Annotated in this window: 16 protein-coding genes, 2 tRNA genes and 1 rRNA gene; 3 read left to right on the forward strand and 16 right to left on the reverse strand. The window is 53.0% G+C overall.

All coding sequences use genetic code 11. From position 1 onward, the window contains the following. Positions 1-22: 22 nt before the first annotated feature. The 10 genes from J8G15_RS12045 to J8G15_RS12090 all read right to left on the reverse strand — a co-directional run bounded on the left by J8G15_RS12045 (position 23) and on the right by J8G15_RS12090 (position 8,737). Positions 23-98 (reverse strand) — tRNA-Ala (locus tag J8G15_RS12045). A 26-nt stretch (positions 99-124) separates the two neighbouring features. After that, positions 125-201 (reverse strand) — tRNA-Ile (locus tag J8G15_RS12050). Positions 202-300: 99 nt separating this feature from the next. Then, a 16S ribosomal RNA gene (locus tag J8G15_RS12055) occupies positions 301-1,837 on the reverse strand. A gap of 303 nt (positions 1,838-2,140) precedes the next feature. Next, complete coding sequence (locus tag J8G15_RS12060) at positions 2,141-3,211, reverse strand: chemotaxis response regulator protein-glutamate methylesterase (RefSeq protein ID WP_210542237.1); 1,071 nt, start codon at positions 3,209-3,211, stop codon at positions 2,141-2,143. 301 nt (positions 3,212-3,512) lie between these two features. Next, positions 3,513-4,190, reverse strand: a complete 678-nt coding sequence (gene cheD, locus J8G15_RS12065) for a chemoreceptor glutamine deamidase CheD (protein WP_370627418.1) — start codon at positions 4,188-4,190, stop codon at positions 3,513-3,515. Positions 4,191-4,253: 63 nt separating this feature from the next. Continuing rightward, positions 4,254-5,147, reverse strand: coding sequence for a CheR family methyltransferase (locus J8G15_RS12070; RefSeq protein WP_210542238.1), 894 nt, complete (start codon positions 5,145-5,147; stop codon positions 4,254-4,256). A gap of 37 nt (positions 5,148-5,184) precedes the next feature. After that, positions 5,185-5,676: a chemotaxis protein CheW gene (locus J8G15_RS12075; RefSeq protein ID WP_210542240.1), complete on the reverse strand. Its 492-nt coding sequence runs from the start codon at positions 5,674-5,676 to the stop codon at positions 5,185-5,187. Positions 5,677-5,700: 24 nt separating this feature from the next. Beyond that, a complete protein-coding gene (locus J8G15_RS12080) occupies positions 5,701-7,845 on the reverse strand; it encodes a chemotaxis protein CheW (protein WP_210542242.1) in 2,145 nt (714 codons plus the stop codon). Between the two features lie 47 nt (positions 7,846-7,892). Beyond that, complete coding sequence (locus J8G15_RS12085; RefSeq protein ID WP_210542244.1) at positions 7,893-8,255, reverse strand: response regulator; 363 nt, start codon at positions 8,253-8,255, stop codon at positions 7,893-7,895. Positions 8,256-8,293: 38 nt separating this feature from the next. Then, positions 8,294-8,737, reverse strand: a complete 444-nt coding sequence (locus J8G15_RS12090; RefSeq protein ID WP_210542247.1) for a hypothetical protein — start codon at positions 8,735-8,737, stop codon at positions 8,294-8,296. A gap of 199 nt (positions 8,738-8,936) precedes the next feature. On the opposite strand from J8G15_RS12090, the gene J8G15_RS12095 reads away from it, so the two are divergent. The 3 genes from J8G15_RS12095 to J8G15_RS12105 all read left to right on the forward strand — a co-directional run bounded on the left by J8G15_RS12095 (position 8,937) and on the right by J8G15_RS12105 (position 11,955). Then, a protein-coding gene (locus J8G15_RS12095; protein WP_210542005.1) for an IS3 family transposase occupies positions 8,937-10,126 on the forward strand; the annotation gives its coding sequence in 2 pieces (ribosomal slippage) (positions 8,937-9,195 and positions 9,195-10,126; 1,191 coding nt in all). Between the two features lie 88 nt (positions 10,127-10,214). Then, entirely contained in the window at positions 10,215-11,333 is a 1,119-nt protein-coding gene (locus tag J8G15_RS12100) for a response regulator (protein ID WP_210542249.1), read from the forward strand. Next, positions 11,326-11,955, forward strand: coding sequence for a response regulator transcription factor (locus J8G15_RS12105; protein WP_210542251.1), 630 nt, complete (start codon positions 11,326-11,328; stop codon positions 11,953-11,955). Before J8G15_RS12100 ends, J8G15_RS12105 begins: the two co-directional genes overlap by 8 nt. Positions 11,956-11,958: 3 nt before the next feature. Here the strand turns inward: J8G15_RS12105 and fliR are convergent, their stop codons facing one another. The 6 genes from fliR to fliM form a co-directional block, all read right to left on the reverse strand. Further along, on the reverse strand, positions 11,959-12,726 hold the full coding sequence (gene fliR, locus J8G15_RS12110; protein ID WP_210542252.1) for a flagellar biosynthetic protein FliR: 768 nt from the start codon (positions 12,724-12,726) through the stop codon (positions 11,959-11,961). Between the two features lie 16 nt (positions 12,727-12,742). After that, entirely contained in the window at positions 12,743-13,012 is a 270-nt protein-coding gene (fliQ, locus tag J8G15_RS12115) for a flagellar biosynthesis protein FliQ (protein ID WP_210542253.1), read from the reverse strand. Between the two features lie 9 nt (positions 13,013-13,021). Next, positions 13,022-13,735 (reverse strand): flagellar type III secretion system pore protein FliP, encoded by a 714-nt coding sequence (gene fliP, locus J8G15_RS12120; protein ID WP_210547567.1) that lies wholly within the window; start codon positions 13,733-13,735, stop codon positions 13,022-13,024. 80 nt (positions 13,736-13,815) lie between these two features. Beyond that, a complete protein-coding gene (locus J8G15_RS12125) occupies positions 13,816-14,124 on the reverse strand; it encodes a flagellar biosynthetic protein FliO (RefSeq protein WP_210542254.1) in 309 nt (102 codons plus the stop codon). Between the two features lie 8 nt (positions 14,125-14,132). Continuing rightward, positions 14,133-14,561 carry a flagellar motor switch protein FliN gene (fliN, locus tag J8G15_RS12130; RefSeq protein WP_210542255.1) on the reverse strand — a complete coding sequence of 143 codons (429 nt, stop codon included), beginning with the start codon at positions 14,559-14,561 and terminating at the stop codon, positions 14,133-14,135. Between the two features lie 2 nt (positions 14,562-14,563). Next, positions 14,564-15,556: a flagellar motor switch protein FliM gene (fliM, locus tag J8G15_RS12135; RefSeq protein WP_210542256.1), complete on the reverse strand. Its 993-nt coding sequence runs from the start codon at positions 15,554-15,556 to the stop codon at positions 14,564-14,566. Between the last annotated feature and the right edge of the window lie 16 nt (positions 15,557-15,572).

The raw sequence follows: 15,572 nt of genomic DNA on the forward strand, positions 1-15,572 counted from the left end.
ATTCACTCTCAGATAAGAAGATTGGTGGAGGTGACAGGACTCGAACCCGCTACCTACTGCTTGCAAAGCAGCCGCTCTCCCAGCTGAGCTACACCCCCAAAACCAGAAGGACGTTGGACGACAATGGTGGGTCTGGTTGGTTTCGAACCAACGACCCCTGCGTTATCAACACAGTGCTCTAACCAACTGAGCTACAGACCCAAGCCGGTCACCTGTGAGCACAGCCTTAGCCATGCCCGTCAGCGACAACCATCCAACAACCGATAAGTGTGAGCGTTCAAATTAAATTGCAGTTTCCAGAAAGGAGGTGATCCAGCCGCACCTTCCGATACGGCTACCTTGTTACGACTTCACCCCAGTCACGAACCCTGCCGTGGTAATCGCCCTCCTTGCGGTTAGGCTAACTACTTCTGGCAGAACCCGCTCCCATGGTGTGACGGGCGGTGTGTACAAGACCCGGGAACGTATTCACCGTGACATTCTGATCCACGATTACTAGCGATTCCGACTTCACGTAGTCGAGTTGCAGACTACGATCCGGACTACGACTGGCTTTGTGGGATTAGCTCCCCCTCGCGGGTTGGCAACCCTTTGTACCAGCCATTGTATGACGTGTGTAGCCCCACCTATAAGGGCCATGAGGACTTGACGTCATCCCCACCTTCCTCCGGCTTGTCACCGGCAGTCTCATTAGAGTGCCCAACTAAATGTAGCAACTAATGACAAGGGTTGCGCTCGTTGCGGGACTTAACCCAACATCTCACGACACGAGCTGACGACAGCCATGCAGCACCTGTGTTACGGCTCTCTTTCGAGCACGAAGCTATCTCTAGCGACTTCCGTACATGTCAAAGGTGGGTAAGGTTTTTCGCGTTGCATCGAATTAAACCACATCATCCACCGCTTGTGCGGGTCCCCGTCAATTCCTTTGAGTTTCAACCTTGCGGCCGTACTCCCCAGGCGGTCAACTTCACGCGTTAGCTTCGTTACTGAGTCAGTGAAGACCCAACAACCAGTTGACATCGTTTAGGGCGTGGACTACCAGGGTATCTAATCCTGTTTGCTCCCCACGCTTTCGTGCATGAGCGTCAGTACAGGTCCAGGGGATTGCCTTCGCCATCGGTGTTCCTCCGCATATCTACGCATTTCACTGCTACACGCGGAATTCCATCCCCCTCTACCGTACTCTAGCTATGCAGTCACAAATGCAGGTCCCAGGTTGAGCCCGGGGATTTCACATCTGTCTTGCATAACCGCCTGCGCACGCTTTACGCCCAGTAATTCCGATTAACGCTCGCACCCTACGTATTACCGCGGCTGCTGGCACGTAGTTAGCCGGTGCTTATTCTTACGGTACCGTCATGAACTCTCTTTATTAGAGAAAGCTTTTTCGTTCCGTACAAAAGCAGTTTACAACCCGAAGGCCTTCATCCTGCACGCGGCATTGCTGGATCAGGCTTTCGCCCATTGTCCAAAATTCCCCACTGCTGCCTCCCGTAGGAGTCTGGACCGTGTCTCAGTTCCAGTGTGGCTGGTCGTCCTCTCAGACCAGCTACAGATCGTCGCCTTGGTGAGCTTTTACCCCACCAACTAGCTAATCTGATATCGGCCGCTCCAATCGCGCGAGGCTCTTGCGAGTCCCCCGCTTTCATCCAGAGATCGTATGCGGTATTAGCACAGCTTTCGCTGCGTTATCCCCCACGACTGGGCACGTTCCGATATATTACTCACCCGTTCGCCACTCGCCACCAGGATTGCTCCCGTGCTGCCGTTCGACTTGCATGTGTAAGGCATGCCGCCAGCGTTCAATCTGAGCCAGGATCAAACTCTATAGTTCGATCTTGATTTTTTCGCTCTTTCGAGCAACTCATAAATTGGAATCAACGTGAATTTCATTTCTGAATTTCACATCTTTTTTACTTCATGAGCGTTTGTAAGCCAATTAAGACTTAGTTCCGAAGAACTTGGCAATCGCCTTCAAACGCCCACGCTTATCGGCTGTATATTTTTAATGATCCACCCAAACTTGACTCTCGTCTTGCTCGGATTTTTGACTCACTGTGATCAGCGAAGCCTTCTATTATTGCACACAAATTCCACTCAAAGTGAGACACCGGTTCGAAAAATATTATTAAGCAAATCAGACCCGAAAACGATCGGTGGACGCCGTTAGCTTGGCGACCAATGCCGGCGCGATCTCACCGATGGGCAACACTTCGTCGGCAGCCCCTCTCAAAATCGCCTCCCTCGGCATACCAAAAACGACGCAACTCGCCTCGTCCTGAACGTAGTTATAACTTCCAGCGTTCTTCATCTCTCTCATGGCACTCGCGCCATCCCCCCCCATTCCAGTCAACATGACTCCGAAAGCATTGCGCCCAACAACACCTGCTGCCGACTTGAACAGCACCTCAACCGACGGCCTATGTCTATTGACCAACGGCCCATCCTCAACGACCGCCACATAATTTGCCCCAGATCGATCCACTCGGAACTGCATTCCACCTGGCGCTACATACGCATGCCCAGGCAATATTCGCTCACCATGCGCCGCCTCCTTCACTGTGACACGGCACAAGCTGTTCAAACGAGCAGCGAAACTCGCTGTGAATCCCGCGGGCATATGCTGAGTGATCACAACAGCCGGAGCATCTGCCGGCAAATATGTCAAAAACTCTCGAATGGCCTCCGTTCCCCCAGTAGACGCGCCAACAAAGACAATTTTCTCTGTCGACACTCTTCCCAATGGGCCGATTGGCGGGCGAGCCCGAATTTCTTGGACAGGGTCGGCTTGCATCACTCGCTTGATCCTTGCAGCCGCCGCAATCCGTATCCGGTCGACAATTGGTTGGGACATTTCATGGAAGTCGTCCGCAAGCCCCACCCGCGGCTTCGCGACGAAATCCACCGCACCCAACTCTAGCGCTCTCAGCGTGACATCAGCCCCCGCTTCCGTAAGCGTCGAAATCATGACAACCGGCATCGGACGCAAGCGCATCAACCGCGAAAGAAACTCCAAGCCATCCATTCGCGGCATCTCGACATCAAGAGTAAGCACATCGGGATTCAACTCCCTAATCATCTCCCGTGCAATGAGCGGGTCATGAGCAACACCCACACACTGCATATCGGTCTGCCGATTAATGATTTCCGCCAACAATCGTCTGACCAAAGCTGAGTCATCGATAACCAACACACGAATTTTTTTCACTCCACTATCCTCATAGACTCACAAAACCCACGCCTGCTGACAGAAAAGTGTACGTACATAAAAAAGGGAGACCAACACGCTTGGCCCGACGAAGAGCCAAATATCAAGCGGCAGGTCCCCTCAATGCACGGAGAACCACCGAAGGGCAAAAGCACCCGGTCAACGCAAAGTACAACCTCATCCGCTGTTCACTTCTCATATGAAAATGAATGCAACGGTCTTTTGCCAAGGCAAGCCTCGCCAAACCTATCTGCACCGACCGGCAAGTCAAAAAGGGAGTAAAAACAACTCTAACGGTCACCTAGAAAAGGTCCACTGAACCGCCTGATGTAGAGCGCGCCACCACCGCTGCATTGCCTTTTCTTTCCTCAACGGCCAATGTTTCTGGGTGAGTATGCGCCAGCCGCTTAACGAGAGCCTTTCCAGTCACCGGGAAAAAGCAGACCTTCCTCGGGTGAATGTCCAGTACATCTTGAGAAACGACCGGTATGCGCTCCGCCGCCAAGTAGTCGAGCACGAATTTTGTATTTCGCTCGCCTACATTCATGGACGTAAACCCCGCCATTACTTGAGCTCCACCAAAAACTTTCGCTTGCATAGACTCTCGGCGCGCGCCCCTCTTGAGCATTTCATTGATCAAAAGCTCCATCGCATAGGAGCCGTAACGGCCAAATCCGTCACTTGCATCCCCATCAGGAAGCATGAAGTGATTCATACCTCCGGCTCGGACACGTCCATCCCAAATGCACGCCGAAATACAGGACCCCAATACAGTCATCAGAACCATATCTTCCGTTGACACGAAGTACTCACCCGGCAGCACTTTGACCGCATCGTACTGAAAATGATGGTCTTTGTAGAAAAAGGATGCTTCACCGGGGTTGCGGGGTTGCGCTTTCAATATGTCCAAGCGCGCGGATCCTCCTCCCGGAGGCACGGAGCCCGACGAACCAACCGGACTAGGATGGGGAAAATTCATGGCATCCTTTAGGTCTAAGCTTGGAGTAAAGGAGACGTGACGCATTCTCCAAAACAACGGCGCTCAAAGGCGCTCGTAAACAGTCTTTCCTCTGAGCACGAACAGATCACGAGACTCACCGAAATTCTCGGCATGTCCAACAAATAATAGTCCGCCCGGCGCCATCGCTCGATGAATTCGCTCGAGAACCTTTCTTTGCGTGGGCGGATCGAAGTAAATCATCACATTGCGACAAAAAACAAGATCAAACGACTCCTTAAAAGGCCAGTCACCGCGAATCAAATTGACATTCACAAACTCAGTCCTTGTTTGCAAAACAGGTTTGACTCGCGCAAAACCCAAATTCTCACCCCGTCCCTTCAAAAAAAAACGACTTAGACGCTCGCTACTAAGGCCCTTCAGCCCATCTACTCGATAGACGCCCTGCGCCGCTGTAGCAAGCACCTTTGAATCGATGTCACTTGCGATTAACGAAAATTCACCACGGTCGCCCAAAACCTCAACAGCGGTCATGGCAATTGAATAGGGCTCCTCACCCGTCGACGAAGCACTACACCAGATCCGCCAGGGGCGTCCTCCAGGACTATTTTTCAAGTGCGCCGCGAGGATCTCAAAATGGTGTGACTCACGGAAAAAAGATGTTAAATTGGTGGTCAGCGCATTCACGAACTCTTGCCACTCTGGCCCATCTCCAGACTCCAAGCCCAAAAGATACTCCTTGAAGCTTTGATGGCCAGTCTCTCGCAGACGCCTAGAAAGCCTGCTGTACACCATGGCGTGCTTGCCTTCGTGCAGGCTAATACCCGCGCTTTCATAGATAAGCGCTTGCACTCGACAAAAATCCGCATCAGTCCAAACGAACTCGAGTTCCCGCGACTCTCCATGAGGAGTGGCATCACCACCACGAATGACGCGACCGACCCCACTTGGCAAACGTGACTCTAGGATCGGGGTCATTCAGAACATCGCCTTCATCATTCGTCAGTGGAGGCGACTAAAGTGATGCCTCAGCTGCCAACCCCATATCAATACCCGACATCAACTTCTCTATATCAAGCAGGATAAGCATTCTCGCTCCCAACGATCCCAAACCCAATACCGATTCGCTTCCAATGACACTATCCACGTCTGGAGCAGCTTTAAGACTACTGGCAGGAAGCTCCATCACGTCGCTGACTGAGTCCACAACAATTCCCGCGATCCGACTCCCCAAATTCAAAATAATCACAACAGTGAACGAGTTGTATTCTGCTTTTGAGCAGTTGAACTTCAACCGCATGTCGACAATTGGGACGATGGTTCCCCTGAGATTCACAACTCCTTTGAGAAATGGAGGCGCGTTTGCAATGCGAGTTGGTCGCTCGTAGCCCCGAATCTCCTGAACCTTCAGAATGTCAATTCCGTACTCCTCTTGATCAAGCTTAAAAGTCAGGTATTCCCGAGCATCCGTCGCGATCACATCCCCAAAATTCTCAAGTGCCCCCATACCACCCTCCTGTAAATAAGTAGATCAATGACGCGAACGGCGAACCAACGCCCCCGTATCCAAGATGAGTGCGACCTTGCCATCCCCCAAAATCGTGGCCCCTGAAATGTTTGGAACCTTCCTGTAGTTGGACTCAAGGTTTTTCACCACCACTTGTTGCTGGCCGAGCAATTCATCCACCAACAAAGCAACCCGACTGCCGTCCGCCTCGACCACGACCATGATGTCCCCTGACTTACCAACGTCGGAACGAGGGACCTGGAAAACTGTTTCCAATTCGATCACGGGCATATATTCATCGCGAACCTTCACCAATTGTGCGCCCTGCCCAACGGTATTGACGGCATCCGCCTTGACTTGAAACGATTCAATAACAGATGACAGTGGCAGTATGTAGACCTCGTCACCAACCCCCACCGACATGCCATCCATGATTGCCAACGTCAACGGAAGGCGGACTGACACTTTCATGCCCCGTCCCTCAAAAGACTCGATTTCAACGGTACCGTTCAGGGACGTGATATTGCGCTTGACTACATCCATACCAACACCTCGCCCCGAGACATCAGTGACGACATCCGCTGTCGAAAATCCGGGAGCAAAAATCAATTGCCAAACCTCAGAATCGGACATTTGATCCGACACATCGAGTCCACGTTCGCGAGATTTCGCCAGGATTTTTTCACGGGACATCCCTCGACCATCGTCGCGAACCTCGATGACAATTGACCCCCCTTGATGGGCAGCAGATAGCGTGATCGTTCCCGTTTCCGGTTTCCCCGCTCGAATGCGATCAGCAGGCATCTCAACGCCATGGTCGCAACTATTCCGAACGAGATGAGTCAGTGGATCTGTAATTTTCTCGACCAATCCCTTGTCGAGCTCCGTCGCTTCACCCACGGTGACAAAGTCAACCTTCTTGCCGAGCTTTCCCGCAAGATCCCGCAACATCCGTGGAAATCGATTAAAGACGATCGACATTGGAATCATGCGAATCGACATCACAGACTCCTGCAAATCCCGGGTATTTCGATCCAAATCCGTCAGCCCGGTTAGCAACTGCTGATAAAGCGCCGGATCAAGAGCCCTGCTGTTCTGAGCCAGCATCGCTTGGGTGATCACGAGTTCACCGACGAGATTGATCAGCTGGTCCACCTTGCTTATTGCCACTCGTATTGTGGCCGCTTCAGGCTGGGCAGCACTGCCAGCCAATTTGCCAGGCCCTGTGCCGGATACCTTGGCAGAAGGACCAGAGATGGGTTCGATGCGCGCATCGGGCACACCTGGGGCGCCATCAAAAAAACCAAACCCTGGAAAAGGCGCCAAGGGAGATCCCGGGGGAGGATCGTCATCGTAAGGATTTGCACATGGGGAACCAGGAGAGTCTTCAAACAACCCATACGTCCCATCGGACTCACCCCCAACTGGATTGATTACAACTTTGTCACGGGAGACATGAAACGCAAACAAATCGAGCAAATCCTCATCGGAAGCGCTTGTTTGCACTGAGAATTGACTAAATCCCGTTTGGCTGCACGGCATGGAGCTGGCGGTACCAAGACCCGGGATATCTCGAAATAATTCCGGGATCGCATCAGCTTGTGTGGCGTGATCCAATGGGCCAACCACAATTTCCAGTCGACGCAAAGCTCCGTCCACAGCATCTGGCCCACTCGGCTCCGGCGCTGGCGGTGCCGCAACTACCGCCGCCAATTGCTCAACGGTTTGCGCTGTCGCAATTTGCTTGCCCGAAGCAAGCACACTAATTCTTCGCACCAAGTCAGAGGTCGGCAAAGGGTCCCCGACACCACCACTTTGGTGGCGCGCTAACAAGCCACGAGACGCGTCGGCTGATTCAAGCAGCACATCGACCATCGCCGAGTTTGGTTGCAGTTCGTGGCGCCGCAATCGATCCAGCAATGACTCCATCTGATGAGTCAGCTCCGCCACGTCAGAAAAACCAAAGGTAGCCGCGCCGCCCTTAACTGAATGGGCGCACCGAAAGATTCCATTCAACTCCTCGTCATCCGCACTCTCAAGATTCAAGTTCAGCAGCATTTGCTCCATCAAATCGAGGCTTTCTCCAGCCTCTTCAAAAAAAATCTGATAAAACTGACTTAAGTCAAAGTCGCTCCCCGCGCCCCCGCCCTCTGAATTTACTGCCGCCATGCTCATCTCCAACTTATAGTGATATTTCTATCGTCATGTCTAACGAGTTACTTGATGACTTTCTTGATGACATCAAGCAAACGAGCCGGATCAAACGGCTTCACAAGCCATCCGGTTGCACCGGCAGCGCGCCCTGCCTGCTTCATAAGATCACTGGACTCTGTTGTCAGCACCAAAATTGGAGTTGTTTTAAACTCCGGATGCTCTCTTAACTTGCGAGTCAATCCCAAGCCATCAAGTCTCGGCATATTCTGATCGGTCAACACAAGATCGAACTTTTGGGCTTGCGCCTTTTCGTACGCATCAACCCCATCGACCGCTTCCACAACTTGATAGCCAGCTCCAGTTAAGGTGAAAGACACCATCTTGCGCATGGACGGAGAGTCGTCAACTGCGAGTATTAAAGGCATGTGTAGCTCCGACTGTTTCGATGATTGAAAAAATAAATTCAAAAAAGCTCAATGGACCCGGCGTCCATTTCATCCTGGGTTACAGGGTTGGGGCGCTCCGGCACCTCTTCAACAAATGGCACCGCCTCCCCGTCCTCTTGCCCCATTGACTCCGATGCCAAGCGGTAAGCGCAGCCCTGAAGAATTTTGGATGTGTGAACAATCAACTGGGAGGCCAAGTCTTGAAACTGCAACTCAGTTACAGCCGACCTCAATGTATCTCGCACTGACTCAAGTACTGCCGAGTTTCCCAAAACAGGATCTTCCAAATGGGCGCTCGCAAGGGTAAAGCGCTCCATCAGATTCTCCATCGTATGGGCAAGCAGTCCGTCAAGCCGATTTAGGTCGTGGACGACCACAAGAAGGGAGTCTTGCAGGTCAGCCACAAGCATCACAGGTAGCTGAACCGCCGGAACAGAGGAACTTGTCTGATCTTGTTGCATTTTCTATCCAGTCTCAATGCCAATTGTCAAACCACAAAGCGCCACAAGCGAGATTTGAAAATGGCAAGGTTAGCAGGATTCCTCGACCCCGGGCAAAAATCATCTGGGGTGCTTCGACCCGAACGAGACATCTATTTGACCTTGCCCTCGAAAAACGTATCTCTTGCTGAGTGTTTAAATTCACGCAAGGAGAACGGAAATGACGAAGACAGCAAGAGCGCGCTACACGCTCGAATTCAAGCAAGAAGCAGTTCGACTGGTCGAAGGTGGCCAGAGCATTGCAGCCGCGGCACGCACGCTGGGAGTGGTCGACCAGACGTTGTTCAATTGGGTCAAGGCGCAGCGCCAGGGCCAGCTCAAGGGAGCTGACAGCAAGGTATTGGTCAGCGCCGAGCAGATGGAGATCAGCCGGTTGCGGGCCGAGTTGGCGCGTGTGAAGATGGAGCGTGACATTCTGGGAAAAGCGACGGCGTACTTCGCAAAGGGATCGATTTGAAGTACGCCTTCATCCAGCGCCACCGCAGCACATGGCCGATCTCGGTACAGTGCCGCGTACTGGGGGTGAGCATCGCCGGGTACCACGAACACTTTGTGCGACTGGCCAGTCCGGCCCAGCTCCGCCACCTGAGCGATGACGCCTTGCTGGTGCACATCAAGGCCATCCATGCCGAGACGCGAGGCGGCTACGGCTGGCCACGCACCTGGAAGGAGCTGCTTGCCCGTGGCATCCGTGTGGGCAAAGAGCGCGTGCAAAAGCTCATGCAGTTGCACGGCATCCGTGCCAAGGGAAAGCGGCGCTTCAAGGTCACCACCGATAGCAATCACGATCTAGCGATCTCACCCAACCTGCTCAACCGGGAGTTCGATGTGGCAGCACCCGACAAGGTCTGGGTGGGTGACATCACGTACATCGCCACGGACGAAGGCTGGTTGTTTCTGGCCGTGGTGATTGACCTGTTCAGCCGCCAAGTAGTGGGCTGGTCGTTACGAGAGGAAATGACGCGGGACATCGTCATTGATGCGCTGCGCATGGCATGGTTCAAGCGGCATCCGGGCAAGCAGGCTGGCCTGATGTTCCATAGCGACCGCGGCAGTCAGTACGCCAGCAAGGACTTCCGGGAAGTGCTCAAGGAGTACGACATCACCAGTTCAATGAGCCGGCGCGGCAACTGTTGGGACAACGCCTGCAGCGAGACGCTGTTTGGATCATTGAAGGTGGAACGGTTATACGGACAGAAGTTCAAGACTCAGCGGGAGGCAAAGGATGAAACGATTGCTTGGATGCTTTGGTATAACCGGACTCGACTGCATTCGACACTGGCCTACGTCAGCCCGGTGCGGTTCGAGCAAAACTGGCTTGCTAATCAGCCCAAGCAAGCCAACTCATGATCTCGGTTATGGGATACGGATTCCAGGGGCAAGGTCAATTGACATCCGCTTAGTCGCGGCATTGTTGACAATGATAGCGGTAAACACCATGCAAAATGCCTCTAAAACCCTTGCGCCAAGAATCCTTCATTTGGAGGACTCAGCTATTGATCACCACTTGGTGCAAATGGCGCTGAAAAAAGCGATGGGCGTTGCCGATATCGAACGGGTAGAGACATTAGACGAATTCCGAGGCGCCCTTTCGCTGCATCCATTCGATGTCATTCTTGCAGACTACCGACTTCCTGGGTTTACGGCACTGGACGCATGGAATGAACTTCAGCAATACGAAGATCCGCCACCCGTCATCCTTTTGTCCGGCGCCATTGGAGAACAGGCCGCGGTTGAAGCGATTCAACGCGGAATTAGTGACTATCTGTCGAAAGACAATCTGAATCAATTGCCACAGGTCATTCGACGAACGCTTGAAGTTCAGCGGATTAGAAAACAAAAGAAAGAGTCGGATGTAGCGCTTTTGCGCTCAGAAAGACGGCTGGCTGAGTTTGCTGAGCACCTCCAATCGACCATCGATCAAGAACGCGCATCGATAGCGCGTGAAATTCATGACGACATAGGCGGCGCACTGGCGGCGGTCAAGTTTGATTTGTCATGGATTGGCCGACACTCCAACGACCCCTCGACTCAGGCCCATTTAAGCGCGGCAAATGAAATGCTGCAACATGCACTGGAGGCCAGTCAACGTATCATGATGAATCTGCGCCCCGCCATCCTTGATCAAGGTCTTGCTCCAGCCGTTCAGTGGCTGGCGGCGAGCTTTGGTCGGCGCACCAGCATTGACACTCAAGTCAATATTCACTGCGGACAAAGCGCGATCAGCAAAGAAGTACAACTGGTTGCATTTAGAACGGCGCAAGAAGCGCTGACGAACATATCCAAGTACGCAAAATGCACTCGGGTCACGATTGATTTAGCCGACACGGAAGGCCACCTGACACTTGAGATTCGGGACAATGGACAAGGCATTTTGAGGTCGGAACTTGATAAACCTAAGTCATTCGGCATCAACGGCCTGCGAGAGCGCGCCAAAACAGTAGGCGGTTGGCTGGACGTCAGCTCCCACCCCGGCAATGGCGCAGCGATTACGCTCTCTGTGCCACTGAACTCAACCGACACGATGTCGCCTGACAGAATGGACCACAATGATTAACGTAATCCTTTGCGACGATCACGCCATGGTGCGCCGCGGCATTCGCGATACGCTTTCAGAGGCTGTTGATATCAAGGTGACGGCCGAGTCGGGTAGCTATGCTGAAGTGCGCGAAGCGATCCGCACAGCCGCGTGTGACGTGCTGGTCCTAGACCTCAATTTGCCAGGTCGTGGCGGCCTGGAGGTTCTGTCCAGCTTGCGGGAGACCGATTCACACATCAAGGTTTTGATTGTTTCCATGTTTCCCGAGGACCAATATGCAATCCGATGCCTTCGGGCCGGCGCTCAAGGCTACCTCAACAAGGCTGGCGACCCGGCGGACCTGATTAGTGCCGTAAGAACGCTTTCACAAGGACGAAAATACGTCACCCCCGATGTGGCCAACATGTTGGTGGAAAGTCTGACTGCGCCAGAAAACATGACCCTGCACGCCTCGCTCTCCGAACGCGAGCTTCAAACACTCTTAAAAATAGCATCTGGAAAGCGCCTATCAGATATCGCCGAAGAGCTCATGCTGAGCCCCAAAACCGTCAGCGTATACAGGTCCAGAGTGCTTGAGAAACTGAAACTGTCGAACAATGCAGAGTTGACCGTATACGCCATTCGCAATGAATTGGTGTAGTCATCAAGGCCGGACAAACAAAGTGATCACTCGCTCCATCAGCGCTGAGAACGGGTGCTCAAGCATGGGCAAGGTTGCTGCGATACCAACCAGACCGACGGTTAAGGTAATGGGAAATCCAATCGCATAGATATTCATCTGAGGCGCCACCCGAGAGATGATGCCGAGCGCCAAGTTAACGAACATCAACATTCCAATCATCGGCAGTGCAATCCACAATCCGCTTGCAAACACGTCGGCCCCAAGCTCGAAGAGCCGGGTAATTTTCAATACTTCAAGAAAATTTTGATCGACCGGGAAAGCGTGAAAGCTTTTGATCACCGCCATGAGAAGGAGCAAATGTCCATTCATGACCACGAAAAGAAAAGCGGCCATGTGGCCAAAAAAACGTCCCACCGCACTTGATTGATTGTTCAACGCGGGGTTAAAAAATGACGCGAAGCCCAGCCCCATTTGAAATCCGACCACCTCGCCCGCCAACTCGACCGCAGCGAAGATGACTCGGACAGCAAATCCAATAGACAAGCCTACGCCGACCTGCTGAACCACCGCGCCAATCGCATCAGGGCCGCCAATGCTAATGACCGCCTGCCCTTCAAGGCTAGGCCCAGCGGCAAGGGCGATGAGAAATGCCAAGGCAATTCGAGCTCGAACCGGGAACCCTTTGGACGAGAAGATGGGGGCTGCCGTAAAAACAGCCAAGACCCGAAGGAACGGCCAGATGATAGGAGAAATCCACTCCATCAACTGGGCTTCAGTCAATGTAATCACGATGACAGCATGTGCGCTAAATCACGACGGACGGAATCGCCTCGATTGTCCGCCGAATGTACTCAATCAACATATTCAACATCCACGGGCCCGCCACTGCAAAAACGGCAATCGCCGCGACGAGTTTTGGGACGAACGCCAATGTTGCCTCATTGATCTGAGTAACCGCCTGAAAAAGGCTGACGAGCAAGCCCACAATCAGTACAGCACCAAGTACAGGGGAGGACACCATCAACAGCATGATCAGCGCCTCCTGCCCCATCGTCAGTACCATTTGTGCGTTCATTGATCTACCCTAAGTGACAAAGCTGGCTGCCAACGAACCAATCAACAAATTCCATCCGTCAGCCAATACAAAGAGCATGAGCTTGAACGGAAGTGCGACCAACACAGGGGACAGCATCATCATTCCTAGTGACATCAAAACGCTGGCCACAACGATATCAATGACGAGAAACGGAATAAAAATCATAAATCCGATTTGAAAGGCAGACTTGAGCTCACTGGTTACAAATGCAGGAACAAGCACACGCATGGGGACAGATTGCGCTGTCGCCCCAGGCTCAAGCTTCGCCAACCGGACAAACAAAGCCAGGTCGCTTTGCCGGGTTTGCTTGGTCATAAATTGGCGAAGCGGTTCTTCGGCCTTTGCGATGGCCTGATCGAATGGCAACCCACTATTCGTATAGGGCAAGTAAGCTTCACTGTAAACCTTGTCCAACGTTGGTCCCATCACAAACATAGTCAAAAACAACGATAGGCCCACTACAACCTGGTTTGGCGGCGCGGATTGCGTACCCAACGCCTGCCGCAACAAGGACAGAACGATAACGATGCGAGTGAATCCCGTCATCATCAACAAAACAGCAGGCAGAAATGACAGTGCCGTAAAAAAAAGCAAGGTTTGGATGGGAACGGAATAGCTCGTTCCCCCTCCGCCTGTTCCAATTAGCAGCGGAAGTTGGCCCGCCGCTTGAGCTGCAGCATCCGTTTGAAACAAAACCGCCATCGCGCTGAGCAGTATGGTGACAAAAGCCCGCCGATGCCGCCTAAGAGCGACAGTCATCAGAAGGGGGAACAAAGGAATACTCATGGCCGAGTGTCCGAATTCGACAAAGAAACTGATGGATGCTTTTCTGAGGAGCCCAAGGGCGCGACGTGCAACGCGGTGATGGACTGAGCCGTCACACCCAAGGTCAGCAACACCCGGGCTCCCTCCGGCCCCGTCTCCACCGTGACCACGCGCTGATGTGGGCCGACGGCAACAGCAGACACCAAGCTGAGGTTTTTTGCAGACGCCATTCCGCCCGGAGCACGCCGTTGAATCCACTTAATCGCGAACGGCACTGCAGCCAGCAACAATACAAACAAACCCACCGAAAGAAGGGTTTGATTCATGGCGCTGCTCATCCCTTGCTGACGCGACGCAATCGTTCTGATGGCGTGACCACGTCGGTCAAGCGAATGCCAAACTTATCATTCACCACCACCACTTCACCCTGGGCAATCAAATAGCCGTTCACCAGCACATCCATTGGCTCACCGGCCATCGCGTCCAGCTCGACGACTGAGCCCTGACCCAGTTGAAGTATGTGTTTGATGGGCACCTTAGTGCGCCCAAGCTCCACCGAGAGCAGAACGGGAATATCCAACACCATATTAATGTCTTGGATGGGTGCGTCACTTTGCGAAGACGAAAAGGAGCGGGGAGCGTCGCCGGACAACACCCCTCCAGAGGCATCTGCTGCGCCGTCGTCGGAGCTTTTCTGCTCCAAAAGCGCCTCGGCCCAGTCCGCCATACCGTCATCTTCTGCGGGTTTATCATCTGTTGCCATTGCTATCTACCTTTCCAGTTGTAGTCCTTGCCTCTCAAATTTCGCTCAATCTTGAGTGCATATTTGGCGTTGTGCGTTCCGTATTGACATTCAAAAATCGGAACGCCATCGATCGTTGCCTGAATGCGCTGCTTACGATCCAGCTCGATGAAATCACCGGCCTTCATGGCAAGTAATTGCTCCACCGTCGCATCAGCAGAAGCCAGCTCTGCCACCAATACGACCTCCACCGCCTGAATTTCCTGGGTCAACACATTGACCCAACGTCGGTCAACCTCAATTGAGTCTCCCTGTGTTGACGAATACAACACGTCCCGGATGGGCTCGAGCGTTGCATACGGCATGCAAAAATGAACCGCTCCAGTGATCTCCCCTATTTCAAGTTGGAAAGAGGTGGAGATGACAATCTCGCTTGGGGTGGCAACGTTGGCAAACTGGGGCTGCATTTCCGAACGCTGGTAGTCCAACTCAAGGGGATAAATGCCTGTCCACGCCTTTTTGTACTCCTCGGTGATCACATGGACCAACCGGTTGATCACTCTTTGCTCCGTGGCGGAAAAATCGCGTCCCTCAATTCGCGTCTGAAACTTTCCAGCCCCACCGTAGAGCGACTCAATCACGCCAAACACCAGCGCCGGCTCGCAAACAATCAAGCCGCTGCCTCGCAGCGGGCGAATCGCCACAATATTGAAGTTGGTTGGCACTGCCAACTCCCTCAAAAACGCGCTGTACCGCTGAACCGTCACCGGTCCCACAGAGATTTCAGGGCTGCGCCGGATGAAGTTAAAGAGACCCACTCTCAAATTTCGTGCAAACCGTTCATTGACGATTTCCATCGTTGGCATGCGCCCACGAACGATTCTCTCCTGGCTCGAAATGTTGTAGGGACGAACCTCGCCGCTCTCCAGCACCTCCTCAGTCAGCTTTTGACTTTCGCCCGTTACGCCCTCAAGCAGGGCATCAACCTCCTCTTGAGATAGAAACGATTCACTCATAGCCAAGCACCTGCCA

This window comes from Rhodoferax sp. PAMC 29310, from assembly GCF_017948265.1.
In the GTDB taxonomy this organism is placed as follows: domain Bacteria; phylum Pseudomonadota; class Gammaproteobacteria; order Burkholderiales; family Burkholderiaceae_C; genus Rhodoferax.